The organism is Pseudomonas prosekii, from assembly GCF_900105155.1.
Taxonomy (GTDB): Bacteria; Pseudomonadota; Gammaproteobacteria; order Pseudomonadales; family Pseudomonadaceae; genus Aquipseudomonas; species Aquipseudomonas prosekii.
Genome location: NZ_LT629762.1, coordinates 3,940,136 through 3,966,285 on the forward strand (window position 1 = coordinate 3,940,136; position 26,150 = coordinate 3,966,285).

Consider the following 26,150-nt stretch of genomic DNA (forward strand, 5'->3'; position numbering starts at 1 on the left):
TGACACAAGCCTTCGGCCAAACATAACCGAGTCTCAATTGATGCCTTTATAGAGGCAAGACATTGGGACAATAGTCAGCGGTAGTTGTTCTGGCTGTGTCGAAGTAGGACAATTGCCGGCTTCACGTCACCATCAGCGACCTTGAATGGCCTTCCTTGCACTCGGTATCAACCACAAGACTGCTTCAGTAGACGTCCGCGAGCGCGTGGCCTTTACCCCTGAGCAACTGGTGGAGGCGTTGCAGCAGCTCTGCCGACTGACCGACAGCCGCGAAGCTGCGATCCTTTCCACCTGCAATCGCAGTGAGCTGTACATAGAACAGGACCACCTTTCGGCGGACATCATCCTGCGCTGGCTGGCCGATTATCATCATTTGAGCCTCGATGAGCTGCGTGCCAGCGCTTATGTGCATGAAGATGATGCGGCAGTTCGTCACATGATGCGCGTCGCCTCCGGACTTGATTCGCTGGTGTTGGGCGAACCGCAGATTCTCGGCCAGATGAAATCGGCTTACGCCGTGGCGCGCGAGGCCGGGACCATCGGCCCGCTGCTCGGCCGACTGTTCCAGGCAACGTTCAATGCCGCCAAACAAGTGCGCACCGACACCGCCATCGGCGAAAACCCCGTGTCCGTGGCGTTTGCCGCCGTCAGCCTGGCGAAACAGATTTTTAGCGACTTGCAACGCAGCCAGGCCCTGCTCATCGGCGCCGGCGAGACCATCACCCTGGTCGCCCGCCATCTGCACGAGTTGGGCGTGAAACGCATCGTCGTCGCCAACCGCACCCTCGAACGCGCGAGCATTCTCGCCGAACAGTTCGGCGCCCACGCCGTATTGCTCTCCGACATTCCCGCCGAACTGGTGCGCAGCGACATCGTCATCAGTTCCACCGCCAGCCAGTTGCCGATCCTCGGTAAAGGCGCGGTGGAAAGTGCGCTGAAACTGCGCAAGCACAAGCCGATCTTCATGGTCGACATCGCCGTGCCGCGCGACATCGAGCCGGAAGTCGGCGAGCTCGACGACGTGTACCTGTACAGCGTCGACGATCTGCACGAAGTGGTCGCGGAAAACCTCAAGAGTCGCCAGGGCGCTGCGCAAGCGGCCGAAGAAATGGTGTCGATTGGCGCCGACGACTTCATGGTGCGCCTGCGCGAACTGGCGGCGGTCGATGTGCTCAAGGCTTATCGTCAACAAAGCGAACGCCTGCGCGACGAAGAATTGCAAAAGGCCCAGCGCATGCTGGCCAACGGCAGCAGCGCCGAAGACGTGCTGGTGCAACTGGCGCGTGGCTTGACCAACAAATTGCTGCACGCACCTAGCGTACAGTTGAAAAAGTTGACTGCCGAAGGCCGCCTCGATGCGTTGGCCATGGCCCAGGAACTCTTTGCCCTCGGTGAGGGCTCGTCGGATAGCTCGGATAAAAAACTGCAATGAAAGCGTCACTGCTCAATAAGCTGGACATCCTCCAGGACCGTTTCGAGGAATTGACCGCTCTGCTTGGCGATAGCGAAGTCATTTCCGATCAGAGCAAATTCCGCGCTTATTCCAAGGAATACGCGGAGGTCGAGCCGATTGTCGAAACCTATAAACAGTTGCTCAAAGTGCAAGGCGACCTCGAAGGTGCGCAGGCACTGCTCAAGGACAGCGACCCGGACATGCGCGAAATGGCCGTGGAAGAAGTGCGCGAAGCCAAAGAGCAACTGATCGAACTCGAAGCGCAGCTGCAACGCATGCTGCTGCCCAAGGATCCGAACGACGGGCGCAACGTCTTCCTCGAAATCCGTGCCGGCACTGGCGGCGACGAGGCGGCGATCTTCTCCGGTGACTTGTTTCGGATGTATTCGCGTTACGCCGAGCGACGTGGCTGGCGCGTGGAAATCCTCTCGGAAAACATCGGCGAGCACGGCGGCTTCAAGGAAGTCATCGCCCGCGTCGAAGGCGAGAATGTCTACGCCAAGCTCAAGTTCGAATCCGGCGTGCACCGCGTGCAGCGGGTTCCGGCGACTGAATCCCAAGGCCGCATCCACACCTCCGCGTGCACCGTCGCGGTGTTGCCCGAGCCGGATGAGCAGGAAGCCATCGAGATCAACCCGTCCGACTTGCGCATCGACACCTACAAGTCGTCCGGCGCCGGCGGCCAGCACGTCAACAAGACCGACTCGGCGATCCGCATCACGCACTTGCCGTCCGGCATCGTCGTCGAGTGCCAGGAAGAGCGTTCGCAGCACAAGAACCGCGCCCGCGCGATGGCCTGGTTGTCGGCCAAACTCAATGACCAGCAGACCAGCGCCGCCGCGAACGCCATCGCCAGCGAACGCAAGTTGCTGGTCGGTTCGGGTGATCGCTCTGAGCGCATCCGTACCTACAACTTTGCCCAGGGCCGGGTCACCGATCACCGGGTCAACCTGACGCTGTATTCGCTCGACGAAATTCTTGCCGGCGGCGTGGAAGCGGTGATCGAGCCGTTGTTGGCCGAATTCCAGGCTGACCAATTGGCGGCGATAGGTGAGTAAATGACGATCATTGCCAGTTTGTTGCGGGCTGCCGATCTGCCCGATTCGCCGTCGGCGCGCCTCGATGCCGAGCTGTTGCTGGCCGCCGCGTTGGGCAAGAACCGCAGTTTTCTGCACACCTGGCCTGAGCGCATCGTGCCGAGTGAAGCGGCGCTGACGTTCGCCAGTTATCTGCAACGCCGACGTGGCGGTGAGCCGGTGGCCTATATTCTCGGCCAGCAAGGTTTCTGGAAACTTGATCTGGAAGTCGCGCCGCACACGCTGATCCCGCGTCCCGACACCGAACTGCTGGTTGAAACCGCGCTGGAATTATTGGCCGCGACGCCAGCCAGGGTTCTCGACCTCGGCACCGGCAGCGGCGCGATTGCCTTGGCGCTGGCCAGCGAGCGTCCGGCGTGGAAGGTCACCGCAGTCGATCGGGTGATCGAAGCCGTGGCGCTGGCCGAACGCAACCGTCAGCGCCTGCACCTGAAAAACGCCACGGTGCTGAGCAGTCACTGGTTCAGCGCGCTGGACGGTCAACGGTTTGAATTGATCATCAGCAACCCGCCCTACATCGCTGCCGCCGACCCGCATCTGGTCGAGGGTGACGTGCGTTTCGAACCTGCCAGTGCGTTGGTCGCCGGTGTCGACGGGCTCGACGATCTGCGTCTGATCGTCGCCCAGGCGCCGGATTACCTCGAAGCGGGCGGCTGGTTGATGCTCGAGCATGGTTACGATCAAGCCGAAGCGGTGCGTGATCTGCTGCTGAGCCGAGGTTTTGCAGAAGTCCACAGCCGCAGCGATCTGGGCGGCCACCAACGAATCAGCCTGGGACGCCTGCCGTGCTGAATGATCAGGAATTGCTGCGCTACAGCCGCCAGATTCTGCTGCAACACGTCGACATCGAGGGCCAATTGCGGCTCAAGCAAAGCCGTGTATTGATCGTCGGCCTCGGCGGACTCGGCTCGCCGGTGGCGCTGTACCTCGCGGCTGCCGGAGTTGGCGAGTTGCATTTGGCGGACTTCGACACAGTCGATCTGACCAACCTGCAACGCCAGATCATCCACGACACCGACAGCGTCGGCGTGAGCAAGGTTGATTCGGCGATCCGCCGCTTGAGCGCGATCAATCCGCAGATTCAATTGATCGCCCATCGTGCGGCGCTCGACGAAGACTCGCTGGCCGCCGCCATTGCCGCGGTGGATCTGGTGCTCGACTGCTCGGACAATTTCTCCACCCGCGAGGCGGTCAACGCCGCGTGTGTCGCTGCCGGCAAACCGCTGGTCAGCGGCGCTGCGATTCGCCTCGAAGGGCAGTTGTCGGTATTCGACCCGCGCCGCCCCGAGAGCCCGTGTTACCACTGTTTATACGGGCACGGCAGCGAAGCCGAACTGACCTGCAGCGAAGCCGGGGTCATCGGCCCGTTGGTCGGCCTGGTCGGCAGCCTGCAAGCGCTCGAAGCGCTGAAGTTGCTGGCCGGTTTCGGCGAGCCGCTGGTGGGGCGCTTGTTGCTGATCGATGCCTTGGGCACGCGTTTTCGCGAGCTGCGCGTCAAGCGTGATCCGGGTTGCAGCGTCTGTGGGCCCAAACATGCGTGAAGCGCCGGTTGGCGTGTTCGATTCCGGCGTCGGTGGGCTTTCGGTGCTGGCCGAGATCCAGCGCCTGCTGCCGAACGAGTCGCTGTTGTACGTCGCTGATTGCGGCAACATTCCCTACGGCGAGAAAACTGCGCAATTCATCCAGCAACGTTGCAGCACCATCGCCGGGTTTCTTCAGCAGCAGGGCGCCAAGGCCCTGGTGGTTGCCTGCAACACGGCGACCGTCGCTGGCGTCGCCGATTTGCGCCGCGATTATCCGCAATGGCCAATCGTGGGCATGGAACCGGCAGTGAAACCGGCAGCGGCGGCCACGCGCAGTGGTGTGGTCGGCGTGTTGGCCACCACCGGCACCTTGCAGAGCGCCAAGTTCGCCGCGTTGCTCGACCGTTTTGCCACCGATGTGCGGGTCATCACCCAGCCGTGTCCGGGCCTGGTCGAGCTGATCGAGAACGGCGATCTGCACAGCCCGGCGTTGCGCCAGTTGTTGCGAGGTTATGTCGAGCCATTGCTGGCGGCCGGTTGTGACACGATCATTCTCGGCTGCACGCATTACCCCTTCCTCAAGCCATTGCTCAAGCAGATGATCGCGGACGATATCAGCCTGATCGACACCGGCGCCGCCGTCGCGCGGCAATTGCAGCGGCTTTTGGCCGAAAAAAACCTGCTCGCCGCAGGCCCGTCGCGCACGGCGCAGTTCTGGACCAGCTCTGATTCAGAACATTTCAGAAATATCTTGCCAATCCTCTGGAATAACGCCGGGAATGTGCGAAGCTTCGATTTGTAAAAAAAATGTGAAATAAGCCTAAAAAGGGCTGAACTTCTGAGTAACCGACGGCTTCTATAGCTTGTCTGTTGAGCTGTAAAAAAAATCCACACGAAATTGTTATGGGAAAGGATGTTTCTAAATGAAACGACTGTTCTGCTTGGCTGCGATTGCGGCCGCACTTATGGGGCAAAGTTTGACTGCACAGGCGGCAGGTGTTGAGTTTGGGGTGGGCGCTACCAGCGACTCAACCATGACTTACCGGCTGGGCATGCAATTTGATTGGGATCAGAGCTGGTTGCAGAGCGACGTCGGTCGCGTCACCGGTTACTGGAGCGGCGCTTACACCTATTGGGATGGCGACAAGACCTCGGGCACTTCCAGCCTGTCGTTTTCGCCGGTATTCGTTTACGAATTCGCCGGTCAAAACGTCAAGCCGTATGTCGAGGCAGGCATCGGTGTTGCGTTGTTTTCCAATACGCAAATGGAAGACAACAACATCGGCCAGTCTTTTCAGTTTGAAGACCGCATCGGTTTCGGCCTGCGCTTCGCCGGTGGACATGAAGTCGGGATTCGCGCGACGCATTATTCCAACGCCGGGATCAGCAGCGACAACGATGGTGTAGAAAGCTACGCGCTGCACTACACGATGCCGCTGTAAGGTCAAAAGCCGTGGGAGCATGGCTTGCCCGCGATAGCTGTCTCAAATTCAACAGAGATGTTGACTGATTGATCGCTTTCGCGGGCAAGCCTTGCTCCCACAGCCTCGCTCCCACAGCCTCACTTCTAAGCGGGCTGCGCGTTAATCAACGATAAACCGACACAATCCCCTGCCGCTCTTCAATGCATTCCGGTGAGCCCGTTTCGAACTCCCGGCAAATCAGCGGACGCTTTTCGTAAATCGTGCACATCATCGTGTTGCGATCCAGCGCTGCACACCAGCCGTCGTCCAGACGCAACATCACTTCGCCGCCCCAATCATCGACATCGATAAACCGTTCGGGCACGCCTGTTTCGGTGATCAGCATGACTTCGAGCTGACAGCAGCACGCTGAGCAGGTCGAGCAAGTGATCGCCGGTTCGGCGATTTGCGTGTGTGGGATGGTTTTCATGGCGCGCAGTGTAAGGCAGTGCGCCGCGGCTGTGTGAAAGGCCTGACGGACGCTCAGTCGTGAGCGTCTGCCGCCAAGCGTTGCGCCATGAAGTGCAGCGCCGGAAACAGCAGCGCCCAGAGCACCCCGAGCCCCAGCAACGTCACGACTTGGCCGTAGGGAAACTGCACGCCGGCCAATTGGCTGCCGGCGTAATACGACAGCGGCCCGCCGATGGCGCCGAGCAGGCTGGCGAGCCACCACGGCTTGGCGCTCCATTGCAGGCAATGGCGCAACGTCGTCGCCAGCAGCGCCCAGAGCAACATCAGCCACAGCGGAATCAGCGGCGCGACGTCGGTGAACTCGAACACGCCCAGCCAACGCAACGTACTGTCGACCGTGGTCCCAAGCAGCACCACGCTCAGAATCAACCGGCCTTCATCGACCCAGCGACTTATCCACAGCAGATGAATCACCAGCGCCGCCACTGCCACCCATAACCACAGGCTGTCGCCGCCGAGCACGCAGGCGAACCAACCGAGCTGAAACAGCGCCGCATTGACCAGGCGTTCAAGCATCAAAACGCCCCAGCAATGGCGCGGTGATTGCCGCCGGTTTTGCCAGCAACAACTGCGCGGTGCCGATGGTCCGTTCGAGGAAACCACCTTCGCAGTAGCACAGGTAAAACTCCCACAAACGCAGGAAATAATCGTCGTAGCCCAATTCGGTCAAACGCCCGTGGGCGTGGCGAAAGTTCTCGTGCCACAGCCGCAGCGTCCGCGCGTAGTGCAGGCCGAAATCTTCCATGTGCAGCAGGTTCATGTCGGTGTCGCGGCTGACGATTTCGAGCATCTTGTGCATGCACGGCAACGCGCCGCCGGGGAAGATGTAACGCTGAATGAAATCGACGTTGGTCCGCGCCTGTTCGTAGCGTTGGTCGCGGATGGTGATCGCCTGCAACAGCATCAAACCGTTGCTCTTGAGCAACTGCGCACATTGCTTGAAATAGGTCGGCAGGAAACGATGGCCGACCGCTTCGATCATCTCGATCGAAACCAGTTTGTCGTACTGCCCGGTGAGGTCGCGGTAGTCCGAGAGCAGCAAGGTCACTTGCTTCTGCAAGCCAAGGGTTTCGATGCGTTGCGCGGTGTAGGCGTATTGCTCTTTGGACAGCGTGGTAGTGGTTACCCGACAACCGTAATGCTGCGCCGCGTAAAGCGCCATGCTGCCCCAGCCAGTGCCGATCTCCAGCAAATGGTCGGCCGGTTTCAGATCGAGCTTCTGGCAGATTCTTTCCAGTTTGTTCAGTTGCGCCTGTTCCAGGGTGTCTTCAGGACGCAGGAACTGCGCTGCCGAATACATCATCGTCGGGTCGAGAAACTGTTCGAACAGGTCATTGCCAAGGTCGTAATGCGCGGCGATGTTTTTCTGCGAGCCCTTGCGCGTATTGCGATTGAACCAATGCAGGCCTTGCACGAAGGGCCGGCCGAGTTTGGCCAGACCGCCCTCCATCGCATCCAGCACTTCGAGGTTGCTGACAAACACCCGGACCACCGCCGTCAGGTCCGGCGACGTCCAGTAACCGTGGATAAAAGCCTCGCCTGCGCCAATCGAACCGTTGCTCGCAACCATGCCCCAGGCGGCCGCGTCGAGAATTTGGATTTCTCCGAGCAGATGATCGCCGGCGGTGCCGAAGACGTGCCGTTCGCCGTCCTCGATCACCACCAGTTGGCCGTGTTTGAGGTGCGCCAATTGCCGCAGAACGCCCCGGCGCAGCAGCGAGCCGGACCAGCCATTGCTGCTGAGTAAATTGGCTTTGGCCGAAACGCTAGAGGATTTCATGATGGCGATCCTGTGGTGCAACGGTTGCGGTTTGAAAGCTGCCATCGGCAGCCTGATGGGCAAAAATCGGAGCTCGTTTGAATAACAGTCGCAGTGCCTGCCAATAGATCGCCAGGCCGGTTTTCGCGGTCATCCACGGAAAGCGCCGCAGGTAACGGTGCAGGCTGGCGCGATCGAGGGCTTCGCGTTGCAGGTTGAGCGTGGCATCGAACAGCTTCAGTTCGCCTTGCCAGTCCGCCATGTGCACGCCAAGCCGTTGTGCAGCGGGGCTGAAGCTCATGCGGTATTCGAGATCGCGCGGTAGAAACGGCGACACATGAAACGCCTTGGCCACCGCAAAGTGCTGATGCTGGCCGTGCAGCGATTCGGCCGCTTGCGCCGGCAGCACGTAGTGATAGCGCTCGCGCCACGGCGTGTTGGTCACTTCGCAGAGAATCGCCGCCAGTTGCCCGTCCGCCTCGTGACAGTAGAAAAAACTCACCGGGTTGAACGACAAACCCCAACTGCGCGCCTGGGTCAGCAAACAGATCGAGCCTTGCGGCTGATGGCCGATGGCTTCGCCGACCTGTTGGCGCACCGCATCGATCAGGCGCATGCCGCTGCCGGTAAACGCCTTCAGGTAATCGCGCTCGCGAAACGAGAACGGCGCGAACCGGCTGGCACCGGCAAACGGCGACAACCCGAGCACCGCATCCTGCTCGTCGAGGTCCAGGTACAGCAGCCCGATCCGGTAACGGAACGCATGCGCTCTGGGCGCAAAACGCCGATGGCCGATCCAGCCGCTGTAGAGGGCGCTGTTCATAGCACCTCACCCAACGACCGGGCCACGCGCAATGCGCTGACCACCCCGTCTTCATGAAAACCGTTGGCCCAATACGCGCCGCAGTAATAGGTGTGCTGCGCGCCGTCCAATTCTTCCCAGCGCTGCTGCGCCGCCACGGCTTTCAAGCTGTATTGCGGATGGGCGTAAGTGAACTTGGCGAGGACCTTGCTCGGGTCGATGCCGGCGCTTTGGTTGAGGCTGACGCAGAACGTGGTGTCGCTCTGCAAGCCTTGCAGGATGTTCATGTCGTAGGTGACGGCGGCGTGGGTGTTGCCGGCGCCATTGAGACGGTAATTCCAACTGGCCCAGGCGAGTTTGCGTTTCGGCAGCAGACCGATATCGGTGTGCAACACCACTTCGTTGTCGGCGTAGGGCAGGGCGCCGAGGATCGATTGCTCGGCCGAACTCGGTTCGGCCAGCAGCTTCAGCGCCTGATCGCTGTGACAGGCGAAAATCACTTTGTCGAAACGTTCGCTGCCGGCAGCGCTGTGGATAACCACGCCGTCAAGGTCGCGCTCGACGCGGGTTACCGGGCAATTGAGGCGAATCCGCTCTTTGAAAGAAGCCGTCAGCGGCGCGATGTAGGCGCTGGAACCGCCCTCGATCACGCACCATTGCGGCCGGTCGTTGACCGACAACAAGCCATGATTCTTGAAAAACCGCACGAACAGTTGCAGCGGAAAACCGAGCATGTCGGCCATCGACATCGACCAGATCGCCGCTCCCATCGGCACGATGTAATGCAGGATAAAACGCTCGCTGTAACCATTGGCCTGCAAGTAATCATTGAGCGTGGTGTCGGTGGCGATGCGTTGTTGCTCAAGGTCGCGCAAGGCTTCTTTGTTGAAGCGCAGGATGTCGCGCAACATCTTCCAGAACCCCGGCGACAGCAAATTGCTGCGCTGGGCGAACAGGCTGTTGAGGTTGTTGCCGTTGTACTCCAGGCCGCTGTCCGGGTCGTTGACCGAAAAACTCATTTCGGTCGGTTTGAACCTGACGCCGAGCTGCCCGAGCAGGCGGATGAAATTCGGGTACGTCCAATCGTTGAACACGATAAACCCGGTATCCACCGCGTGCGTCTGGCCATCAACCGTAACGTCGACGGTGTGGGTATGCCCGCCGACCCAGTCGCTGGCCTCGAACACGGTGATGTCGTGACGGCGATTGAGCAGATAGGCGCTGGTCAGCCCGGAAATGCCGCTACCGATAATGGCGATGTTCACGGTTGATCCTTGATCGGCGGACTGCTGCGAACCATGCGTTTGCCGATCGCCAGTTTTACCCGGTTAGGCATTTTCGACAGCGGCCACAGCGCGGCCATGAACAACGCCGGAAAGGCGATTTCCAGCGGCCGGTTCTGCAGTTTGTTGAAAATGTGCCGCGCGGCTTTATCCACAGGCCAGCTGAGCGGCATCGGGAAATCGTTTTTCTCGGTCAGCGGCGTATCGACAAAACCGGGGCTGACCACGGTGACTTCAATGCCTTCGTCGGCCAGGTCGATACGCAACGACTCGAACAGATAACGCAGCCCGGCTTTCGACGCGCCATAGGCTTCGGCGCGTGGCAGCGGCAGGTAGGTCACCGAACTGGCGACGCCGACCAGATGCGGCGCAGTGCCGGCGCGCAACAAGGGCAGGGCGGCTTCGATGCAATAACTGCTGGCGAGCAGATTAGTGCGCACCACGTGTTCGATGATCGAGGCGTCGAATTGCTTGGCATCGATGTATTCGCACGTCCCGGCGTTGAGAATCACCGTGTCCAGCGAACCCCAGTCTTCGGTAATCTGTTCGCCGATTTCGCGCACGGTCTGGCTGTTGGTCAGGTCGCCGGGGACCACCAGCACTTGTCCCGGATAACGCTGGGCGAGGACTTTGAGCGGCGCCAGCGAACGTGAACTCACGGCCAGGTGCGCGCCGGTCCTCAGTATTTCTTCGGCCAAAGCGGCGCCAATGCCGCTGCTCGCGCCCGTCAACCAATAACGCCGTGGCGGTGTAAGGCTCATCCCATGCTCCTTTTCAGCCAGGCAATGACCCGGCCCAATACAGGTAGATGTTCATAAAGCAGTGCGCCGGCATCGAAATAATCGCGGTGCCGATAAACCTTGTCGCGCCAGAGCAAATGCGAGCAGCCGTCGACTGTGATCAGCCGTCCGCCGTCGAGGCGCGGATGGCGGTAGCTCATCACCCAACGCAGATAACCTTCGCCCTCGCGGACTTGGTCGAAGCCGCGAAAGTCGAAACTCAGTTCGCTGACGTTAGCGTAGAGCTTGGCGAAATAGGCGTGCAGGTCGCTGAGCCCGTGCACGTCATGCAGCGGATCGGTGAAGTGCACGTCGTCGCTGTACAACTCGCCGAGGCGCTGCAAATTGTCCTTGTTCAGCCCGGCGAATTGCCGGGCGAAATGTTCGAGGAACTCACTCATCGCGACCTCCGGCAACCGCTTGGCGTGACGGCAGATTCTTGAACGCCGCCAGTGCCCGAGCGCGCGAATTGCTCAGGTTGACGATCGGCGATGGGTAATCGGCGACGCCAAACAAGCCGCCTACATTTGCCGGGTTGTGCACTTCTTTTTTGTTCAGCGCGGCCAGTTCCGGCAGCCACTGCTTGATGAACAGGCCCTGCTCGTCGAATTTTTCCGATTGGCTCAGCGGGTTGAAAATGCGGAAGTACGGCGCCGAATCGGTGCCGGTGGATGAGCTCCACTGCCAGCCACCGTTGTTCGCCGCCAGGTCGCCGTCGATCAAGTGGCGCATGAAAAAGCGCTCGCCTTCACGCCAGTCGATCAGCAGGTTTTTCGTCAGGAACATCGCCACGATCATGCGCAGGCGGTTGTGCATCCAGCCGGTTTCGAGCAATTGGCGCATCGCCGCGTCGATGATCGGCAGGCCGGTGCGCGCTTCTTGCCACGCCTTGAGTTCTTCCGGAGCGTCGCGCCACGCCAGCGCTTCGGTTTCCGGGCGAAAGGCGCGGTGCCGCGAAACCCGTGGATAGCCGACCAGAATGTGTTTGTAGAATTCGCGCCAGAGCAGCTCGTTGACCCAAGTCACCGCGCCGACCTTGCCGCTGTCGAATTCGCCCTGATTGCTTTGCAGCGCCGCGTGCAGGCACTGGCGCGGGGAAATCACCCCGGCGGCCAGATACGCCGAAAGTTGGCTGGTGCCGGGTTTGGCCGGGAAGTCGCGCTCGCTGAGGTAATAGTCGATTTGCGCATCGGCGAACGTCTCGAGACGCCGCCGCGCTTCGGCTTCACCCGCCGGCCACAGCGCGCGCAAGCTGTCTGGCGGCGTGGCAAAACCGTCGACGCTGGCGGGGATTTTGTCGCTGCTGATGGTCATTTTCGCCTGCTTGCCGGGCGCGGCGACGATCCCGGGCAGCGAGTGGCGCAGTCGCTCGTAGCAGACTTTGCGGAACTGGCTGAACACCTGAAAGTAGGTGCCGGTCTTGGTCAGCACGGTGCCGGGGGCGAAAAACAGCTGATCGAGATAACTGTGGAACGTCACGCCCACCGCATCCAACGCTTGCGCCACCGCTTGATCGCGCCGCGTCTCGTTGATGCCGTATTCCTCGTTGACGTGCACCGCGCCTATCTGCAGTTCCTCACACAGCTCGAGCAGGACTTTCGGTGCCTGGTCCCAATGCACCGCGCTGCGGATCAGCAACGGAATATTCAACTGGCCCAGCGCCGAGCTCAGTTCGCTGAGGTTGCGCAGCCAGAAATCGACTTTGCACGGCGCGTCATCATGTTCCTGCCATTGCTGCGGGCTCAGCAGATACACCGCAACGGTCGGGCCACGCGCGGCGGCGGCCGAAAGGGCGGTGTTGTCATGCAGGCGCAAGTCGCTGCGCAGCCAGATCAGTTGCATGGGATGGTCCGTGCCCGACATTAGATAAGTCCTCGCTGGACCAGCTCCTGATGCGCCGCCAGCGGATCTTCGGCGATGAACAGTTCAGCGATTTCAGTGGTTTTCGCCGACAGCTCGGCGTGGTGAATGACCACCGTTGGCCCGACGATGATTTTTGCGCAACTGACGCCATTCAACAGTTTCGGCAACTGCGCCAGGTTCATCGCTTTGCTTGAATACAGCAACACGCCGCGGGCTTGCAGGTGTTCGACCGCCAACGCCAGTTCGCCGACCGGCAACGGCCAGTCGAACACTTCCACCGGGCAATCGGCGCTGCTGATCAGCCACGCGGTCAGCCACAGATGCGGTTCCAGCGCCAGGTCCGAATGGTTGATCAGCAGCAGCGGGGCGCTGCGTAACTGGCGATTGTTGTGATAAATCCGCGCGCCGAACTTGCTGCGCAGCCACGAGTAAAAGAACACCCGTTCCATCTGCGCGCCGAACTGGCCTTGCCAGCGCTGTTCCAGTTCGCTCAGCAACGGCATCAGCAGTTGTTCGCACAAGGTCCGTGGCGGGTACAGCGCCATGGCTTGATTGACGGTGTCGTCGAGGGTGCGCTCAGCCAGTTCGGTGACGGCTTGCAGCAAGGTCTGGCGCAGCAGTTGCCAATCGTTTTCGACCGAGTCGGTAAAGGCTTGCGGGGTGTCGAGCAGTTGCTTGACCTGGCTGACGGCAACGCCACGGTTGAGCCAGGTGAGGATGGTCAAAATCCGCTGCACGTGTTCGGCCGAGAACAGCCGATGGCCCTTGGGCGTGCGTTGCGGCACGATCAGCCCGTAACGCCGTTCCCAGGCGCGCAGGGTGATGGCGTTGACGCCGGTCTGCCGCGCGACTTCGCGAATCGGCAGCCAGCCTTCGTCCAAGGCTTTCTTGAAATCGGCGCCGAGGTCTTCCTGGGCGCTGGTGTCGGGGATCGTATTCATTTAAATCGCATTTCGCAGACTGAGATTTTCCGGGTGCGGCTGCAGGTAAACCTGCTGCGCAATGTACGGATCAGGGTATTGGCGGAAATAATGTTTGAGCAGCGTCAGCGGCACCACCAACGGCACGATACCGAGGCGATATTGGCCGATGACGTGCAGCACTTCCTGTTTGTCTTCAGCGCTGATCACCTGTTTCAGGTAACCGAAAATGTGCTGCAAGACATTGGTGTGCGTGCGGCGCGTGGCGCATTTTTTCAGTGCCTCCATCAGCTCGCTGAAATAACGCGGACCGAGTTCTTCCGGATCGGTCTGGCCCATGTTGCCGAGCAGGTTGCCGAGGGCTTTGTATTGCACCGGGTTGTGCGCCATCAGCAGGTATTTGTAGCGCGAGTGAAAGTCAATCAGCGCGCGCCGGGTCAGGCCTTCGCGGCGCAGTTGCTGCCAGTCACTGTAGGCGAATACGCGGGTGAGGAAGTTCTCGCGCAGCACCGGATCGTTGAGGCGGCCATCTTCTTCGACCGGCAGGTCCGGATGCTCGGCGCAGAACGCCTGGGCATAGACGCCGCGCCCGCCACCGTCAACCGGCGCGCCGTTGGCGTGGTAGACCTTGACCCGCAACAAGCCGCATGACGGCGACTTCTGCATGAAGATATAGCCGCAGATGTCGTGCAGTTCGGCGGCCATTTGTTGACCGTACTCGGCGAGGGGTTGGGTGACGTTGATCGCGGGGTGGACGGTGCCGATGGCTTGCGGATGATCGGGGTCGCCGACCAGGCGAATCGGCTCGCGCGGGATGCCGAGGCCGATCGCGACTTCCGGGCACACTGGCACAAAATCGAAATAGTCGGTGAGGGTGCGACTGCACAGCCGCGACTCCTTGTGCCCACCATTGAAACGCACCTCGGCTCCCATCAGGCAGGCGCTGATTGCGATTTTCGGTTTGGCGGTGGCATTGGACATCGGAGCACCTCGAATCTAAACCTGTACAGAGCATGGGCCCTGTACAACATGTAGTTCATCATAGATTCAAAGCTGTACAAGTCAAATTGTTTGTATAAGTTTTAGCGAAGTGCCTGAGAATTAAGTAGGAGCGGCTGCTGCAGGAAGACCTATTTCCAGCCCAATAACCAACTGTCGCTGTTTTTCAGCACCTGCCAATCCAGCCGCTCGCTGCGCTGGGTCAGCACTGCTTGCAATTCAACCTGCAGCACCGTGCCTTCCTCGTCGCGGAAAACCTCGGTCACCAGAAAATGCTTTTCGCGGTTTTTCGGCAGGGCTGCTGTCCACTTCGACAGCAGCAATTTACCCGGATTAATGCGGTTCATTGCAGGTGCTCATGCAAACGACGGGCGGCTTCCTGGCCGCTGAGCCAGGCACCTTCGACGCGACCGGACAAACACCAGTCGCCGCACACGTACAAGCCCAGATCGGCATCGGCCAGCACGCCCCATTCATGGCTGGCGGCAGGGCGTGCATAGAGCCAGCGGTGGGCGAGGCTGAACGTCGGCGCGGGCATGGCGCTGTGCAGCAGTTCGGCGAACGCGCCGTGCAATTGCTCGATCACGGCTTCTTTGGACAGGTCGATGTGTTGCCGGCTCCAGGCGCTGGTCGCGTGCAACACCCAAGTGTCCAGGGTGTTGTCGCGTCCCGGTTTGCTGCGGTTGCGGGCCAGCCAGTCGAGCGGGCTGTCTTGCACAAAACAGCCTTCCATCGGCGTATCCAGCGGCGTGTCGAAGGCCAGCGCGATCGCCCAGGTCGGTTCCATTTTCACCCCGGCAGCGGCGCCGGCGAGTTTCGGCGCGGCAGCCAACAGCGCAGTGGCTTGCGGCGCCGGCGTGGCGATTACGACGTGGCTGAACGGGCCGTGAGTGAAGCCTTCGGCGTCCTGCAAATGCCAGTGTTCTTCACCACGAAAAACTTCAGTGATGCGGCAAGCGAACTGCACTTCGAGGTCGCCGAGCAGGGCGCGGGTGATCGCGCTCATGCGTGGCGTGCCGACCCAGCGCGTCTGCTCGTCCGGCGACAGATTGAGTTGGCCGCCCTGATAGGTATAAAGCTGCGGCGTCCATTCGGCCACCCAGCCATTGGCTTGCCAGCGCTGTACTTCGGTGACGAAGCGGCGGTCGCGAGCGGTGAAATACTGCGCACCCATGTCCAGAGCACCGGCATCGCTGCGTTTGCTCGACATGCGTCCGCCGCTGCCACGGCTTTTATCGAATAGTTGAACGACATGCCCGGCCTGCGTCAGGGCCTGGGCGGCGGAGAGTCCGGCGATGCCGGTGCCGATGATTGCGATAGGTACAGTCATAGGGGCCTCGTTTACCTTTCTGTACAGACTACGCCGTGGTTTAAAGCTGTACAATATTGTTTTTTGGTATAACTTTCAGCGTTCTCGTTCTGACAGGTTGGCCTATTGTTAAGCGCATAGCGTTGTTAAACACAGAGCTTTGTTAAACACGCAGCGTTGTTAAACATTAGCGTGCTAAACCAAGAGCCTGCCCGATACCAAAGATCCCTGCTTATAAAAATAGACTAGTGATCCGGGTAAAACGCCACGCGAGGAAGAAGTCATGCGCATATTGCTGACCGGCGGTACTGGTTTGATAGGACGTCAGCTCTGCCGACACTGGGCGAGCCAAGGGCATCACCTGACGGTCTGGAGTCGTTCACCGGAGAAAGTCGCCGGGATTTGTGGTCCAGAGGTGCGCGGCATTGCCCGTCTCGAAGACTTCGGGCAAGAACCGCTGGACGCGGTGGTCAACCTGGCCGGCGCGCCGATTGGTGATCGTCTGTGGACACATAAACGCAAGGCGTTGCTCTGGAGCAGTCGCATCACCTTGACCGAAACCCTGCTGGCGTGGCTGGAAAGCCGCGAGCAGAAACCCGTGGTGTTGATTTCCGGCTCGGCAGTGGGCTGGTACGGCGATGGCGGCGAGCGCGAGTTGAGCGAGGATTCGCCGCCGGTCATCGATGATTTCGCCAGTCAGTTGTGCATCGCCTGGGAGGAAACCGCGCAACGCGCCGAAGCCATGGGCATTCGCGTGGTGCTGGTGCGCACCGGGTTGGTGGTGTCGGCCGAGGGCGGCTTTTTGTCGCGGCTGTTGCTGCCGTTCAAAATGGGCCTGGGCGGGCCGATTGGCACCGGCCGGCAGTGGATGCCGTGGATTCATATCAAGGACCAAATCGGCGCGATTGATTTTCTTCTGCAGCGCATCGACGCCAGCGGTCCATATAATGCCTGCGCGCCGCAACCGGTGCGCAATCGCGAGTTTGCCAAGACGCTGGGCAGCGTGCTCCACCGCCCGGCGTTCATGCCGCTGCCGACGCTGGTGTTGAAGGTCGCGCTGGGCGAAATGTCATTGCTCTTGCTGGGCGGCCAGAAGGCTGTTCCGGCGCGCTTGCTGGAAGCGGGTTACACCTTCCAGTTCACTGATTTGCGCGCGGCTCTGGACGACGTGTCCAGCCGCCTCTGAAATAGGACGTTGCATGACCGATCACGCGTTGCTTCTGGTCAACCTGGGCTCACCTGCCTCCACTTCGGTGGCGGATGTGCGCAGTTACCTCAACCAGTTTTTGATGGACCCGTATGTGATCGACCTGCCGTGGCCGGTGCGGCGCTTGCTGGTGTCGCTGATCCTGTTCAAACGCCCGGAGCAGTCGGCCCACGCCTACGCCTCGATCTGGTGGGAGGAGGGCTCGCCGCTGGTGGTGCTCAGCCAGCGCCTGCAACAAGCGATGACCACGCAGTGGACCCAGGGCCCGGTGGAATTGGCGATGCGTTACGGCGAGCCGTCGATCGAGACGAAGTTGCTGCAACTGGTCAAGCAGGGCCACCGCAAAATCACTCTCGCGCCGCTGTATCCGCAGTTTGCCGACAGCACCGTGACCACGGTGATCGAGGAGGCCAAACGGGTGATCCGCGAGCGCAAACTTGATGTGCAGTTGTCGATTCTCCAGCCGTTCTACGATCAGCCGGAATACCTCGATGCGCTGGTCGCCAGCGCCAAGCCTTATCTGGAGCAAAGCTACGATCATCTGCTGCTGAGTTTTCACGGTTTGCCGGAACGGCACCTGACCAAACTCGACCCGACGGGCCAGCACTGTTTCAAGAATCAGGACTGCTGCAAGAACGCTTCTCCGGCAGTAATGGCGACGTGTTACCGCGCGCAATGCCTGCGCACCGCCGAGCAATTTGCCAAGCGCATGGGGTTGCCGGACGGCAAGTGGTCGGTGTCGTTTCAGTCGCGTCTGGGCCGAGCGAAATGGATCGAACCCTACACCGAAGCGCGGCTTGATGAGTTGGGCAAAAGCGGCGTGAAGAAGATCCTGGTGATGTGCCCGGCGTTTGTTGCCGATTGCATCGAGACCCTGGAAGAAATTGGCGATCGCGGTCTGGAACAGTTCCGCGAAGCCGGCGGCGAGGAGTTGGTGCTGGTGCCGTGCCTCAATGACGACCCGCAATGGGCCAAGGCGTTGAGCGTATTGTGCGAGCGAGCGCCGTTGGCACTCTAAAAGCATCGCGAGCAAGCTCGCTCCCACATTGATCATTGGTGATCACATATTCTGTGTTCACAGAAGATCCACTGTGGGAGCGAGCTTGCTCGCGATGGCTATCTAACTGGCAACAAAGACCTTGAGCCCTTACAGCAACGGGTCATCCGCCTTCTTGTGCTTCCAGCTGTCATTGCCCGGCAGCAACAGGTTTAGCGCAATCGCCACCACCGCGCACAGCGCGATGCCTTTGAGGCCGAAGTCGTCCGGACCGGTGCCGGTGCCGACCAGCACACCCCCAATCCCGAACACCAGGGTCACCGAGACAATCACCAGATTGCGCGCCTCGCCCAGATCGATCTTGTGGCGGATCAGCGTGTTCATGCCCACCGCCGCAATCGAACCGAACAACAGACACAGAATCCCGCCCATCACCGGCACCGGAATGCTCTGCAGCAGCGCGCCGAACTTGCCGACGAACGCCAGGCTGATGGCGAAAATCGCCGCCCAGGTCATGATTTTCGGGTTGTAGTTCTTGGTCAACATCACCGCGCCAGTCACTTCGGCATACGTGGTGTTAGGCGGGCCGCCAAACAGACCCGCCGCCGTCGTCGCAATGCCATCGCCCAGCAACGTGCGGTGCAGACCGGGTTTCTTCAGGTAATCGCGACCGGTCACGCTACCCACGGCAATCACCCCGCCGATGTGCTCGATGGCCGGGGCCAGCGCCACCGGGACGATAAACAGAATCGCCTGCCAGTTGAACTCCGGCGCGGTGAAGTGCGGAATCGCAAACCAAGGCGCGGCGGCAATCTTCGCCGTATCGACCACGCCGAAATAGAACGCCATGGCAAAACCGACCAGTACGCCGGAGATGATCGGCACCAGGCGAAAAATCCCTTTGCCGAACACCGCGACAATCAGCGTGGTCAGCAGCGCCGGCATCGAGATCAGCATCGCAGTCTGATAGTGAATCAGCTCCGAGCCGTCGCCAGCCTTGCCCATCGCCATGTTGGCGGCAATCGGCGCCATGGCCAGGCCGATGGAGATGATCACCGGACCAATCACCACCGGTGGCAGCAGCCGATCAATGAAACCGGTGCCTTTGATCTTCACCGCGAGGCCGAGGAAGGTGTAGACGAAACCGGCCGCCATTACCCCGCCCATGGTCGCTGCGAGGCCGAACTGGCCCTTGGCGAGAATGATCGGGGTGATGAAGGCAAAGCTCGACGCCAGGAACACCGGCACCTGACGCCCGGTGACGATCTGGAACAGGATCGTCCCCAGACCAGCGGTGAACAGCGCCACGTTCGGGTCGAGGCCGGTAATCAGTGGCATCAACACCAGGGCGCCGAACGCCACGAACAGCATCTGGGCGCCGGACAGCACCGTGCGCCAGAGCGGATCGTTGAACTCTTCCTGCATGCTCAAGCGTCCTTCTGCTTGGTGCCGAAGATCTTGTCGCCGGCATCGCCCAGGCCCGGGATGATGTAGCCGTGCTCATTGAGTTTTTCATCAATGGAGGCGGTGTAGATGATCACGTCCGGGTGCGCCTTCTCGACGGCGGCGATGCCTTCGGGGGCCGCGACCAGGACCATCGCGCGGATGTCACGGCAACCGGCTTTTTTCAGCAGGTCGATAGTGGCGACCATCGAACTGCCGGTGGCGAGCATCGGGTCGATGATCATGGCCAGGCGTTCGTTGATTTCCGGCACCAGTTTTTCCAGATAGGTGTGCGCCTGCAGTGTTTCTTCATTGCGGGCCACGCCGACGGCGCTGACTTTGGCGCCCGGTATCAGGCTCAGCACGCCTTCGAGCATGCCGATACCGGCGCGCAGGATCGGCACCACGGTAATCTTCTTGCCGGCGATTTTCTCGACCGACACAGTGCCGCACCAACCTTCGATGTCGTAGGTTTCGAGCGGCAAATCTTTGGTAGCTTCATAGGTCAGCAGGGCACCGACTTCCTGAGCGAGCTCACGGAAATTCTTCGTGCTAATGTCTGCGCGGCGCATAAGGCCAAGTTTATGACGGATCAGCGGATGGCGGATCTCTTGGATGGGCATGGGGAAAGGCTCCGGCGGCGGGCAAAAAAACCGGCCTAGATTAATCTATCCGAGGGTGTTGTCCTATAGACATACAGTACGTTAGTCCACAAACGCTTGATTCGGCCTCGCTGGATGCGTACCTTTGCCCGCTTTTCCTGCATAAGCCACCCCTTGGAGAGCGCCATGTCCGCTGATCTCGAGCATATCCGTCAAATCATGCGAGAGGCTGACTGCCTGTACACCGAAGCTGAAGTCGAGGCGGCTATCGCCCGCGTCGGTGCACACATCAACGAACAACTGGCTGACACTAACCCGGTGGTTTTCTGTGTGATGAACGGCGGGCTGATTTTCGCCGGCAAGTTGCTCACCCATCTGCACTTCCCGCTGGAAGCGTCTTACCTGCACGCTACCCGCTATCGCAACGAAACCAGCGGCGGCGACCTGTTCTGGAAAGCCAAGCCTGAAGTGTCGTTCCTCGATCGCGACGTGCTGATCATCGACGACATCCTCGACGAAGGTCACACCCTCGGCGCGATTATCGACTACTGCAAACACGCCGGCGCCCGCGCTGTGCACACTGCCGTGCTGATCGACAAGGACCACGACCGCAAAGCGCGTCCGGACCTCAAAGCCGATTTCGTCGGCCTGCCATGCATCGACCGCTACATCTTCGGCTACGGCATGGATTACAAAGGTTACTGGCGTAACGCCAATGGCATTTTTGCCGTTAAAGGAATGTAAGCAATGACCACGCCGAGCTTTCTTGATCAAACCCTGTTCGCGGAATTGGCCGAGAAGGCTGCGGCTAATCCTCGTGGGCGCCAGCATCACAACTTCCATCAAATGGAAGACGCCTGCCACCGCATGGCGGTGGGCTTGCAGCCGAGCACTTACATTCCGCCGCATCGACACTTGGGCGACAACAAGGCTGAAACCCTGTTGGTGCTCAAGGGCCGCCTCGGGTTGTTGATTTTTGACGAGTCGGGCGCAGTGCTGCGCAAGCAAGTTCTGCAGGCGGGCGGCGACTGTGTCGGCGTCGATCTGCCGACCGGGGTGTTCCACGGTCTGGTGGTGCTGGAAGCCGACAGTTTGATGTTCGAGTGCAAGGCCGGCCCTTATCGCCCGGTCGGCGAGGGTGAGCTTGCCCACTGGGCGCCGCGTGAAGGCGAGCCGGGTGTCGCCGAATACCAGGCGTGGATGCACGCGCAGTTTGATTGATCGGTAATCTCTGTAATTAATCTTCTGTAGGAGCGAGGCTTGCCCGCGAAAGCGCTGTGTCAGCCGACAAATATGTTGGATGTGCCGGCCTCTTCGCGGGCAAGCCTCGCTCCTACGGGGATCGGGGTTTGCCCATTCTTTTGCCATGTTAGAGTGCTCGGCCCCGTCCCCCGGAGCCTGTCATGAGCCTTTTGACCCGCTGCTGCGCCGTCCTGTTACTGTCCGCAAGCCTGCCGCTGGCCGCCGCGCCGGCGCCGATGCACGCGCAGTTTCTGCCGCCGGACGACTTGACCCTGCGCGACGCCGAGCCTGAGCAGCAACAACTGTTGCAGGTCACCGACTATTCGGTAGTGGTCGGCAGCCAGCGTCAATCCTCGCAACAGCCGATCCCGGTGACGTCGCCATTGCTGATCCGCCTCAAGGGCAAATCCCTGAACAAAGGCGCGACCATCAACCAGGTGCTGGTCAATTTTGATGGCGAAAGCAAAAGCCTGAAAAAGCCGATCTACGACGAAAAAAGCAAAACCCTGACGATGTATTACCCGCTGGCGCAATACCGCGTGGTGATTGACCTGCTGCGCAACGACACGGTGTATTGCCAGTTCCTCAGCTACGCCAATGGCCATGTCTGGGCCGATCTGCACACCGGCAGTGTGCGTCCGCGTTGAGCCCGGCGGCCAGTGAGGGGTAAACTGCCCGCCCCGTGAAATGTCTGCGAGCTGGAGTCGGCAATGCGTAAAGATAAGAAGCAAGTGATTGGTGACGAGATCGGCGATGAGCAGATCAAACTGTTCCTCGATTTTGAACCGGTCGACGCCACTTCACCGTCGCTGCACAAACTGATCAAAGCCTACCGCGGTCTGCGCATCGACGATTTCGAGCGCTTCCTGACGTTTTTCGTCGAGGCCGGTTTTGACCTGGACGGCAAGGATGAGCACGGCAATGACTTCGTCGCGGTGATCAAGGACCAGCGCAATGCGGCCGAGTACATCGAGCTGATCGCCAAGGCGCGCGGCTAAGATCAAAAGATCGCAGCCTCGTTTCACTCGACAGCTCCTACAGGTGCACGCGTTGTAGGAGCAAAGCTTGCTCGCGATAGCGCTCTGAAGGACGCCATCGCGGGCAAGCCATGCTCCTACAGGTAGGCGCATAAAAAAAACGCCCCGCTCTCAACCAGAGCGGGGCGTTTTTTGTGGAGCCGAATCAAGCGTAGCTTTCGGTCTCGGTACTGGCTTCAACCAGTTCCAGCGCGACGTTGTTGTGCGCGTTGATCTTGTGATACAGCGCTGCGTCGCTTTCCAGGACTTTTTCACGGGCCGGGAAGATTTCCGCCAGTTTCGCCGCCCATTCACCGGACGCCTTGTTCGGGAAGCACTTCTCGATCAGCTCAAGCATGATCGAAACCGTCACCGAAGCGCCTGGCGAAGCGCCGAGCAGTGCTGCCAGAGAACCATCCTTGGCCGCCACCAGTTCGGTACCAAACTGCAGAACGCCACCCTTTTTCGGGTCCTTCTTGATGATCTGCACCCGTTGGCCGGCCACTTCCAGGCGCCAGTCTTCAGCCTTCGCTTGCGGGTAGAAACGACGCAGCGATTCCAGGCGTTGCTCCATCGACTGCATCACTTCGCTGACCAGGTACTTGGTCAGGTCCATGTTGTTTTTCGCCACGGCCAGCATCGGGCCGATGTTGCCGGCGCGCACCGACAGCGGCAGGTCCATGAAGGAGCCGTGCTTGAGGAACTTGGTGGTGAAACCGGCGTATGGCCCGAACAGCAGCGACTTCTTGCCATCGACCACTCGGGTGTCCAGGTGCGGCACCGACATCGGTGGCGAACCGACCGCTGCCTGGCTGTACACCTTGGCCTGGTGATGCTTGACCACTTCCGGGTTATCGCAACGCAGCCACTGGCCGCTGATCGGGAAGCCGCCGAAGCCTTTGCTTTCTTCGATGCCCGACGCCTGCAACAGCGGCAATGCCGCGCCGCCCGCGCCGAGGAAAACGAACTTGGCGTCGACTTCACGGCTGTTGCCGCTGTTGACGTCCTTGATGCTGACGGTCCAGCCGTTGGCGTTACGTTTCAGGCCGGTGACGCGCTTGCAGTACTTGACCTGCGCATCGGGTGCGCTGGTCAGGTGCTTGAGCAATTGATTGGTCAGCGCGCCGAAATTGACGTCGGTGCCGTTCATCACGCGGGTCGCGGCGAGGACTTCGTCGGCCGGACGGCCCGGCATCATCAGCGGCATCCACTCGGCCATTTTGGCTTTGTCTTCGGTGTATTCCATGTCAGCGAAAGCGTGGTGCTTGCTCAGCACCTCAAAGCGCGACTTGAGGAAAGACACACCGCTGTCGCCCTGCACGAAGCTGAGGTGCGGCACCGGGCTGATGAACGATTTGCACGAGCCGAACGTGCCTTTTTTGGTCAGGTACGACCAAAACTGTTTCGACACCTCGAACTGCGTATTGATGTGCACGGCTTTCTTGATGTCGACGGAGCCGTCGGCGGCCTGCGGCGTGTAGTTCAACTCACACAGCCCGGCGTGACCGGTACCGGCGTTGTTCCACGGGTTGGAACTCTCCGCAGCACCGGAATCCATCAGCTCGACGACTTCCAGCTTGATCGCGGGGTCGAGCTCTTTGAGCAGTACAGCGAGGGTGGCACTCATGATGCCGGCCCCAACGAGTACTACGTCGACTGCTTCGTTATGCGCCATTTAACGCGTCTCCAAAATCTGCAGCACCAAATTGTCGGCATAGCTGCCAGGCGTGCCGGGGCGTGTCATGTGTGCCCCAGGTACTCATGGCCAGAATCGCCATGTCCGAATCTTCGCAATTTTTCGCAACTTCGACGGACGCTACCGGCCGGGTCAATGAGGTCTATGAACTCACTTCAACGCGCGACTGGCAATTCGACTTATGGTCGAGACATCCGTTTGTGCAACCAAATCCGTAGCGGACAGGCTTCAGGCTCCGGTATTCGAGGCGTACCCGGTCCTGTGTCGTTGGGCTGTTTCAGACGCTAATGGTGCATGTTCAGACGCAAAACTATTCATTTGCTCGCCACACTCTTGTGAAGTTGTGAAAACCCGTTTTTTTCACGCTCTTTTGAAGACGTGAACCTCAAAAAGGGCTGTCCCAGCCTGGCACCGTGCCCGGATGGATTGCCGCCATGAAGTACATGACAGGCAAAACGGGCAAACAGCTCAGTGACCGAGCGTAATGACAGCTCTGCAGATGCGCGAAAAGTGGGGGTTTTGCTCAGGGAACAGCAAGCACGCCAGCTTCACTCGATCTGTGTGGGCGGCTCTCTGTGGGCGATTCGGGGGGCCAATGCCTGGGCATTGACGATGCTGCGAGGCCCGATCAGGAGACGTCCTTATAATCGGGGGGAGATTGTATCTAAGAAACGCAGGGAAATGGTCGCGATTAATGACTTTTATTAGGCGTCCGGTCAGATGGACAACAATGCGTGCACCCGTGAACGAGGCTGACGCTGGCGCACACGGGCGCTTGGGGGCAGGGGATGGTGTAACCAGTTGAGGCGGATTTCTTCGATTTCGACCCAGCCATCGCCCATCGGCTGCAGGCTGCATTGCTTGAATGCCTGGCAATGACCGTTGCGATCGAGCAGGGCAAAGCTGCGGTGCAGCGGGCGTGGCGCGAACAGCGAGATCAGATAACGCATGGCGAAGTACCTTGTGGGGTGACTGCTGTGAAGGTTGCCAGTGCGCGATGACGTCAGCGTGTATGGGCGGTGACAGATGTGTGACAGGAACCGCTTTGCGCAGGGTTGGTCAGAGTTTGGGTTATTCGTTGAAGTCCCCTAGTTCGCTGCAGTGGCCCACCGCTATACTGCGGGCCTGTTTGTGCCTGATTCTGGAGAGAAGAGCATGTTGCAACGCCTGTTGTTCGGTTTGATCACTGTGACCAGTTTGACCCTGGTTGGCTGCGCCCACAGCCCGCAACAACTGAACCCGGAGCCGAAGCTGACCACTCAGCTGGCACCGGTTGGCCATGGCCAGCAAGTGGTGGTGCGGGTGGTCGACGGTCGTCCATCGCCAACCCTCGGCACCCGTGGCGGTTTGTACCCGGAGACCAGCGCAATCACCGTGCAAGGCGCGCAGATCCTGCCGAAATTGCAGGCTCAGGCCGAAGCGGCCGTGCGTTTGCTCGGTTTCACCCCAGTGTCCAACGGCATGAACGCGCCGCAGTTGACCGTGACCTTGGCCGAGCTGAAATACCAGTCGCCTAAAGAAGGCATGTACGTGACCGAAGCGACTATCGGCGCCACCTTCCGCTCCGACGTGCAGAACGCCAACCGCCGCTACAGCGGTCGTTACGGCGCTTCCCTGGACCAGCGTTTCGGCATGGCGCCGAACCAGGAAACCAACACCAAGCTGGTCAGCGACGTGTTGAGCGACGCACTGACGCGCTTGTTCAAAGACCCGACCGTCAGCCAGATCCTCGGCGAGTAACTTTTCCGCCGATGTGAAAAAGCCCGGTGCCAGTGATGGTTCCGGGCTTTTTTGTGTTTGCTGGTTTTCGCGAATACCCCCGATCCCTTGTGGGAGCGAGGCTTGCCCGCGAAAGCGGTGTGTCAGCCAACATCAATGTTGAATGTTCCGCCGTCTTCGCGGGCAAGCCTCGCTCCTACAGTCCTAAAAAGGGCTCAGGCGGCTTGGGAGTAGAAATCCAGCACACTCACCCCGGTCAGCAAATCCATCTCGGGCAAGTCCGCATGTTGGTGTCCGCCCAGCGCGCAATACACCAGCCAGTGGCGATCCTGAACATTGAAGGCGAGGCTGCCGACGAGGTTTTGCTGTTCTTCGCTTTGGGCGATGAGGTAGAGGCGGTCCTGGTTTTCGGCGTGCAGCATGGCGGGCTCAGTGTCGGTTTCGAGGGGCGACAGACTGGCGCATGCAGATGACGATGACGTGACACCGATCAGGAATCGGCCAAGT

Annotated in this window: 30 protein-coding genes; 13 read left to right on the forward strand and 17 right to left on the reverse strand. The window is 60.1% G+C overall.

Annotated features, from left to right (window positions below; translation table 11 throughout):
* Positions 1-145: 145 nt before the first annotated feature.
* From hemA to BLU01_RS18015, 6 genes are all read left to right on the forward strand, one after another.
* Positions 146-1,432: a glutamyl-tRNA reductase gene (gene hemA / locus BLU01_RS17990; RefSeq protein ID WP_092278063.1), complete on the forward strand. Its 1,287-nt coding sequence runs from the start codon at positions 146-148 to the stop codon at positions 1,430-1,432.
* Entirely contained in the window at positions 1,429-2,511 is a 1,083-nt protein-coding gene (gene prfA / locus BLU01_RS17995) for a peptide chain release factor 1 (protein ID WP_092278065.1), read from the forward strand. Before hemA ends, prfA begins: the two co-directional genes overlap by 4 nt.
* Positions 2,512-3,342 (forward strand): peptide chain release factor N(5)-glutamine methyltransferase, encoded by an 831-nt coding sequence (gene prmC, locus BLU01_RS18000; protein ID WP_092278067.1) that lies wholly within the window; start codon positions 2,512-2,514, stop codon positions 3,340-3,342.
* Positions 3,336-4,091, forward strand: a complete 756-nt coding sequence (locus BLU01_RS18005; protein ID WP_092278069.1) for a molybdopterin-synthase adenylyltransferase MoeB — start codon at positions 3,336-3,338, stop codon at positions 4,089-4,091. Before prmC ends, BLU01_RS18005 begins: the two co-directional genes overlap by 7 nt.
* Positions 4,084-4,875: a glutamate racemase gene (gene murI, locus BLU01_RS18010; RefSeq protein ID WP_092278071.1), complete on the forward strand. Its 792-nt coding sequence runs from the start codon at positions 4,084-4,086 to the stop codon at positions 4,873-4,875. The genes BLU01_RS18005 and murI overlap by 8 nt, the downstream gene beginning before the upstream one ends.
* A 121-nt stretch (positions 4,876-4,996) precedes the next feature.
* Complete coding sequence (locus BLU01_RS18015) at positions 4,997-5,515, forward strand: acyloxyacyl hydrolase (protein WP_092278073.1); 519 nt, start codon at positions 4,997-4,999, stop codon at positions 5,513-5,515.
* Between the two features lie 145 nt (positions 5,516-5,660).
* Here BLU01_RS18015 and BLU01_RS18020 read toward each other — a convergent pair whose 3' ends face one another.
* The 12 genes from BLU01_RS18020 to BLU01_RS18075 all read right to left on the reverse strand — a co-directional run bounded on the left by BLU01_RS18020 (position 5,661) and on the right by BLU01_RS18075 (position 15,742).
* Positions 5,661-5,966, reverse strand: a complete 306-nt coding sequence (locus BLU01_RS18020) for a YkgJ family cysteine cluster protein (protein ID WP_092278075.1) — start codon at positions 5,964-5,966, stop codon at positions 5,661-5,663.
* A gap of 53 nt (positions 5,967-6,019) precedes the next feature.
* The gene (locus BLU01_RS18025) at positions 6,020-6,523 is read right to left on the reverse strand and encodes a DUF2878 domain-containing protein (protein WP_092278077.1); all 504 of its coding nucleotides are present in this window, start codon (positions 6,521-6,523) and stop codon (positions 6,020-6,022) included.
* Positions 6,516-7,787: an SAM-dependent methyltransferase gene (locus BLU01_RS18030; RefSeq protein ID WP_092278079.1), complete on the reverse strand. Its 1,272-nt coding sequence runs from the start codon at positions 7,785-7,787 to the stop codon at positions 6,516-6,518. The genes BLU01_RS18025 and BLU01_RS18030 overlap by 8 nt, the downstream gene beginning before the upstream one ends.
* Positions 7,774-8,589 carry a DUF1365 domain-containing protein gene (locus BLU01_RS18035; protein ID WP_092278081.1) on the reverse strand — a complete coding sequence of 272 codons (816 nt, stop codon included), beginning with the start codon at positions 8,587-8,589 and terminating at the stop codon, positions 7,774-7,776. Before BLU01_RS18035 ends, BLU01_RS18030 begins: the two co-directional genes overlap by 14 nt.
* The gene (locus BLU01_RS18040; RefSeq protein ID WP_092278083.1) at positions 8,586-9,833 is read right to left on the reverse strand and encodes an NAD(P)/FAD-dependent oxidoreductase; all 1,248 of its coding nucleotides are present in this window, start codon (positions 9,831-9,833) and stop codon (positions 8,586-8,588) included. Before BLU01_RS18040 ends, BLU01_RS18035 begins: the two co-directional genes overlap by 4 nt.
* A complete protein-coding gene (locus tag BLU01_RS18045; protein WP_092278085.1) occupies positions 9,830-10,612 on the reverse strand; it encodes an SDR family NAD(P)-dependent oxidoreductase in 783 nt (260 codons plus the stop codon). The genes BLU01_RS18040 and BLU01_RS18045 overlap by 4 nt, the downstream gene beginning before the upstream one ends.
* On the reverse strand, positions 10,609-11,031 hold the full coding sequence (locus BLU01_RS18050; protein WP_092278087.1) for a nuclear transport factor 2 family protein: 423 nt from the start codon (positions 11,029-11,031) through the stop codon (positions 10,609-10,611). The genes BLU01_RS18045 and BLU01_RS18050 overlap by 4 nt, the downstream gene beginning before the upstream one ends.
* Complete coding sequence (gene phrB / locus BLU01_RS18055; RefSeq protein ID WP_092281646.1) at positions 11,024-12,472, reverse strand: deoxyribodipyrimidine photo-lyase; 1,449 nt, start codon at positions 12,470-12,472, stop codon at positions 11,024-11,026. The genes BLU01_RS18050 and phrB overlap by 8 nt, the downstream gene beginning before the upstream one ends.
* A gap of 20 nt (positions 12,473-12,492) precedes the next feature.
* Positions 12,493-13,434, reverse strand: coding sequence for a MerR family transcriptional regulator (locus tag BLU01_RS18060; RefSeq protein ID WP_092278089.1), 942 nt, complete (start codon positions 13,432-13,434; stop codon positions 12,493-12,495).
* Entirely contained in the window at positions 13,435-14,394 is a 960-nt protein-coding gene (locus tag BLU01_RS18065) for a YbgA family protein (protein WP_092278091.1), read from the reverse strand. It lies immediately after the preceding gene.
* Between the two features lie 149 nt (positions 14,395-14,543).
* The gene (locus tag BLU01_RS18070; protein ID WP_092278093.1) at positions 14,544-14,759 is read right to left on the reverse strand and encodes a TIGR02450 family Trp-rich protein; all 216 of its coding nucleotides are present in this window, start codon (positions 14,757-14,759) and stop codon (positions 14,544-14,546) included.
* Positions 14,756-15,742, reverse strand: a complete 987-nt coding sequence (locus BLU01_RS18075) for an NAD(P)/FAD-dependent oxidoreductase (protein ID WP_092278095.1) — start codon at positions 15,740-15,742, stop codon at positions 14,756-14,758. Before BLU01_RS18075 ends, BLU01_RS18070 begins: the two co-directional genes overlap by 4 nt.
* 262 nt (positions 15,743-16,004) lie before the next feature.
* Here BLU01_RS18075 and BLU01_RS18080 point away from each other — a divergent pair, with 262 nt between their 5' ends.
* The gene (locus BLU01_RS18080; RefSeq protein WP_092278097.1) at positions 16,005-16,907 is read left to right on the forward strand and encodes a TIGR01777 family oxidoreductase; all 903 of its coding nucleotides are present in this window, start codon (positions 16,005-16,007) and stop codon (positions 16,905-16,907) included.
* 13 nt (positions 16,908-16,920) lie between these two features.
* Positions 16,921-17,946, forward strand: coding sequence for a ferrochelatase (gene hemH, locus BLU01_RS18085; protein WP_092278099.1), 1,026 nt, complete (start codon positions 16,921-16,923; stop codon positions 17,944-17,946).
* Between the two features lie 129 nt (positions 17,947-18,075).
* On the opposite strand, the gene BLU01_RS18090 is transcribed toward hemH, so the two are convergent.
* Together BLU01_RS18090 and upp are read right to left on the reverse strand one after the other, a co-directional pair.
* Positions 18,076-19,350 (reverse strand): uracil-xanthine permease family protein, encoded by a 1,275-nt coding sequence (locus tag BLU01_RS18090; protein ID WP_092278101.1) that lies wholly within the window; start codon positions 19,348-19,350, stop codon positions 18,076-18,078.
* Between the two features lie 2 nt (positions 19,351-19,352).
* Positions 19,353-19,991: a uracil phosphoribosyltransferase gene (gene upp / locus BLU01_RS18095; RefSeq protein WP_092278103.1), complete on the reverse strand. Its 639-nt coding sequence runs from the start codon at positions 19,989-19,991 to the stop codon at positions 19,353-19,355.
* Between the two features lie 165 nt (positions 19,992-20,156).
* Between upp and BLU01_RS18100 the strand changes: the two genes are divergently transcribed.
* The 4 genes from BLU01_RS18100 to BLU01_RS18115 all read left to right on the forward strand — a co-directional run bounded on the left by BLU01_RS18100 (position 20,157) and on the right by BLU01_RS18115 (position 22,210).
* On the forward strand, positions 20,157-20,714 hold the full coding sequence (locus tag BLU01_RS18100; RefSeq protein ID WP_054045644.1) for a hypoxanthine-guanine phosphoribosyltransferase: 558 nt from the start codon (positions 20,157-20,159) through the stop codon (positions 20,712-20,714).
* Positions 20,715-20,717: 3 nt separating this feature from the next.
* The gene (locus BLU01_RS18105; RefSeq protein ID WP_092278105.1) at positions 20,718-21,191 is read left to right on the forward strand and encodes a WbuC family cupin fold metalloprotein; all 474 of its coding nucleotides are present in this window, start codon (positions 20,718-20,720) and stop codon (positions 21,189-21,191) included.
* A gap of 182 nt (positions 21,192-21,373) precedes the next feature.
* Complete coding sequence (locus tag BLU01_RS18110; RefSeq protein ID WP_092278107.1) at positions 21,374-21,859, forward strand: hypothetical protein; 486 nt, start codon at positions 21,374-21,376, stop codon at positions 21,857-21,859.
* 63 nt (positions 21,860-21,922) lie between these two features.
* Positions 21,923-22,210 (forward strand): PA4642 family protein, encoded by a 288-nt coding sequence (locus tag BLU01_RS18115; protein WP_092278109.1) that lies wholly within the window; start codon positions 21,923-21,925, stop codon positions 22,208-22,210.
* A gap of 184 nt (positions 22,211-22,394) precedes the next feature.
* On the opposite strand, the gene mqo is transcribed toward BLU01_RS18115, so the two are convergent.
* The gene (mqo, locus tag BLU01_RS18120; RefSeq protein ID WP_092278111.1) at positions 22,395-23,903 is read right to left on the reverse strand and encodes a malate dehydrogenase (quinone); all 1,509 of its coding nucleotides are present in this window, start codon (positions 23,901-23,903) and stop codon (positions 22,395-22,397) included.
* Between the two features lie 737 nt (positions 23,904-24,640).
* Entirely contained in the window at positions 24,641-24,874 is a 234-nt protein-coding gene (locus BLU01_RS18125) for a hypothetical protein (protein ID WP_092278113.1), read from the reverse strand.
* A 205-nt stretch (positions 24,875-25,079) separates the two neighbouring features.
* Here BLU01_RS18125 and BLU01_RS18130 point away from each other — a divergent pair, with 205 nt between their 5' ends.
* Complete coding sequence (locus BLU01_RS18130; protein ID WP_092278115.1) at positions 25,080-25,664, forward strand: YajG family lipoprotein; 585 nt, start codon at positions 25,080-25,082, stop codon at positions 25,662-25,664.
* A 194-nt stretch (positions 25,665-25,858) separates the two neighbouring features.
* Here the strand turns inward: BLU01_RS18130 and BLU01_RS18135 are convergent, their stop codons facing one another.
* Positions 25,859-26,065: a hypothetical protein gene (locus tag BLU01_RS18135; protein WP_092278117.1), complete on the reverse strand. Its 207-nt coding sequence runs from the start codon at positions 26,063-26,065 to the stop codon at positions 25,859-25,861.
* Positions 26,066-26,150: the final 85 nt, after the last annotated feature.

Coding starts and splice junctions, on each gene's coding strand:
- hemA (WP_092278063.1), top strand. CDS start 146: ATGGCCTTCCTTGCACTCGGTATCAACCACAAGACTGCTTCAGTAGAC.
- BLU01_RS18020 (WP_092278075.1), bottom strand. CDS start 5,966: ATGAAAACCATCCCACACACGCAAATCGCCGAACCGGCGATCACTTGC.
- BLU01_RS18105 (WP_092278105.1), top strand. CDS start 20,718: ATGACCACGCCGAGCTTTCTTGATCAAACCCTGTTCGCGGAATTGGCC.
- prfA (WP_092278065.1), top strand. CDS start 1,429: ATGAAAGCGTCACTGCTCAATAAGCTGGACATCCTCCAGGACCGTTTC.
- BLU01_RS18125 (WP_092278113.1), bottom strand. CDS start 24,874: ATGCGTTATCTGATCTCGCTGTTCGCGCCACGCCCGCTGCACCGCAGC.
- BLU01_RS18135 (WP_092278117.1), bottom strand. CDS start 26,065: ATGCTGCACGCCGAAAACCAGGACCGCCTCTACCTCATCGCCCAAAGC.
- BLU01_RS18100 (WP_054045644.1), top strand. CDS start 20,157: ATGTCCGCTGATCTCGAGCATATCCGTCAAATCATGCGAGAGGCTGAC.
- BLU01_RS18080 (WP_092278097.1), top strand. CDS start 16,005: ATGCGCATATTGCTGACCGGCGGTACTGGTTTGATAGGACGTCAGCTC.
- mqo (WP_092278111.1), bottom strand. CDS start 23,903: ATGGCGCATAACGAAGCAGTCGACGTAGTACTCGTTGGGGCCGGCATC.
- murI (WP_092278071.1), top strand. CDS start 4,084: ATGCGTGAAGCGCCGGTTGGCGTGTTCGATTCCGGCGTCGGTGGGCTT.
- BLU01_RS18075 (WP_092278095.1), bottom strand. CDS start 15,742: ATGACTGTACCTATCGCAATCATCGGCACCGGCATCGCCGGACTCTCC.
- upp (WP_092278103.1), bottom strand. CDS start 19,991: ATGCCCATCCAAGAGATCCGCCATCCGCTGATCCGTCATAAACTTGGC.
- BLU01_RS18045 (WP_092278085.1), bottom strand. CDS start 10,612: ATGAGCCTTACACCGCCACGGCGTTATTGGTTGACGGGCGCGAGCAGC.
- BLU01_RS18070 (WP_092278093.1), bottom strand. CDS start 14,759: ATGAACCGCATTAATCCGGGTAAATTGCTGCTGTCGAAGTGGACAGCA.
- BLU01_RS18090 (WP_092278101.1), bottom strand. CDS start 19,350: ATGCAGGAAGAGTTCAACGATCCGCTCTGGCGCACGGTGCTGTCCGGC.
- BLU01_RS18030 (WP_092278079.1), bottom strand. CDS start 7,787: ATGAAATCCTCTAGCGTTTCGGCCAAAGCCAATTTACTCAGCAGCAAT.
- BLU01_RS18035 (WP_092278081.1), bottom strand. CDS start 8,589: ATGAACAGCGCCCTCTACAGCGGCTGGATCGGCCATCGGCGTTTTGCG.
- hemH (WP_092278099.1), top strand. CDS start 16,921: ATGACCGATCACGCGTTGCTTCTGGTCAACCTGGGCTCACCTGCCTCC.
- BLU01_RS18065 (WP_092278091.1), bottom strand. CDS start 14,394: ATGTCCAATGCCACCGCCAAACCGAAAATCGCAATCAGCGCCTGCCTG.
- phrB (WP_092281646.1), bottom strand. CDS start 12,472: ATGCAACTGATCTGGCTGCGCAGCGACTTGCGCCTGCATGACAACACC.
- BLU01_RS18115 (WP_092278109.1), top strand. CDS start 21,923: ATGCGTAAAGATAAGAAGCAAGTGATTGGTGACGAGATCGGCGATGAG.
- BLU01_RS18050 (WP_092278087.1), bottom strand. CDS start 11,031: ATGAGTGAGTTCCTCGAACATTTCGCCCGGCAATTCGCCGGGCTGAAC.
- BLU01_RS18130 (WP_092278115.1), top strand. CDS start 25,080: ATGTTGCAACGCCTGTTGTTCGGTTTGATCACTGTGACCAGTTTGACC.
- BLU01_RS18015 (WP_092278073.1), top strand. CDS start 4,997: ATGAAACGACTGTTCTGCTTGGCTGCGATTGCGGCCGCACTTATGGGG.
- BLU01_RS18110 (WP_092278107.1), top strand. CDS start 21,374: ATGAGCCTTTTGACCCGCTGCTGCGCCGTCCTGTTACTGTCCGCAAGC.
- prmC (WP_092278067.1), top strand. CDS start 2,512: ATGACGATCATTGCCAGTTTGTTGCGGGCTGCCGATCTGCCCGATTCG.
- BLU01_RS18025 (WP_092278077.1), bottom strand. CDS start 6,523: ATGCTTGAACGCCTGGTCAATGCGGCGCTGTTTCAGCTCGGTTGGTTC.
- BLU01_RS18060 (WP_092278089.1), bottom strand. CDS start 13,434: ATGAATACGATCCCCGACACCAGCGCCCAGGAAGACCTCGGCGCCGAT.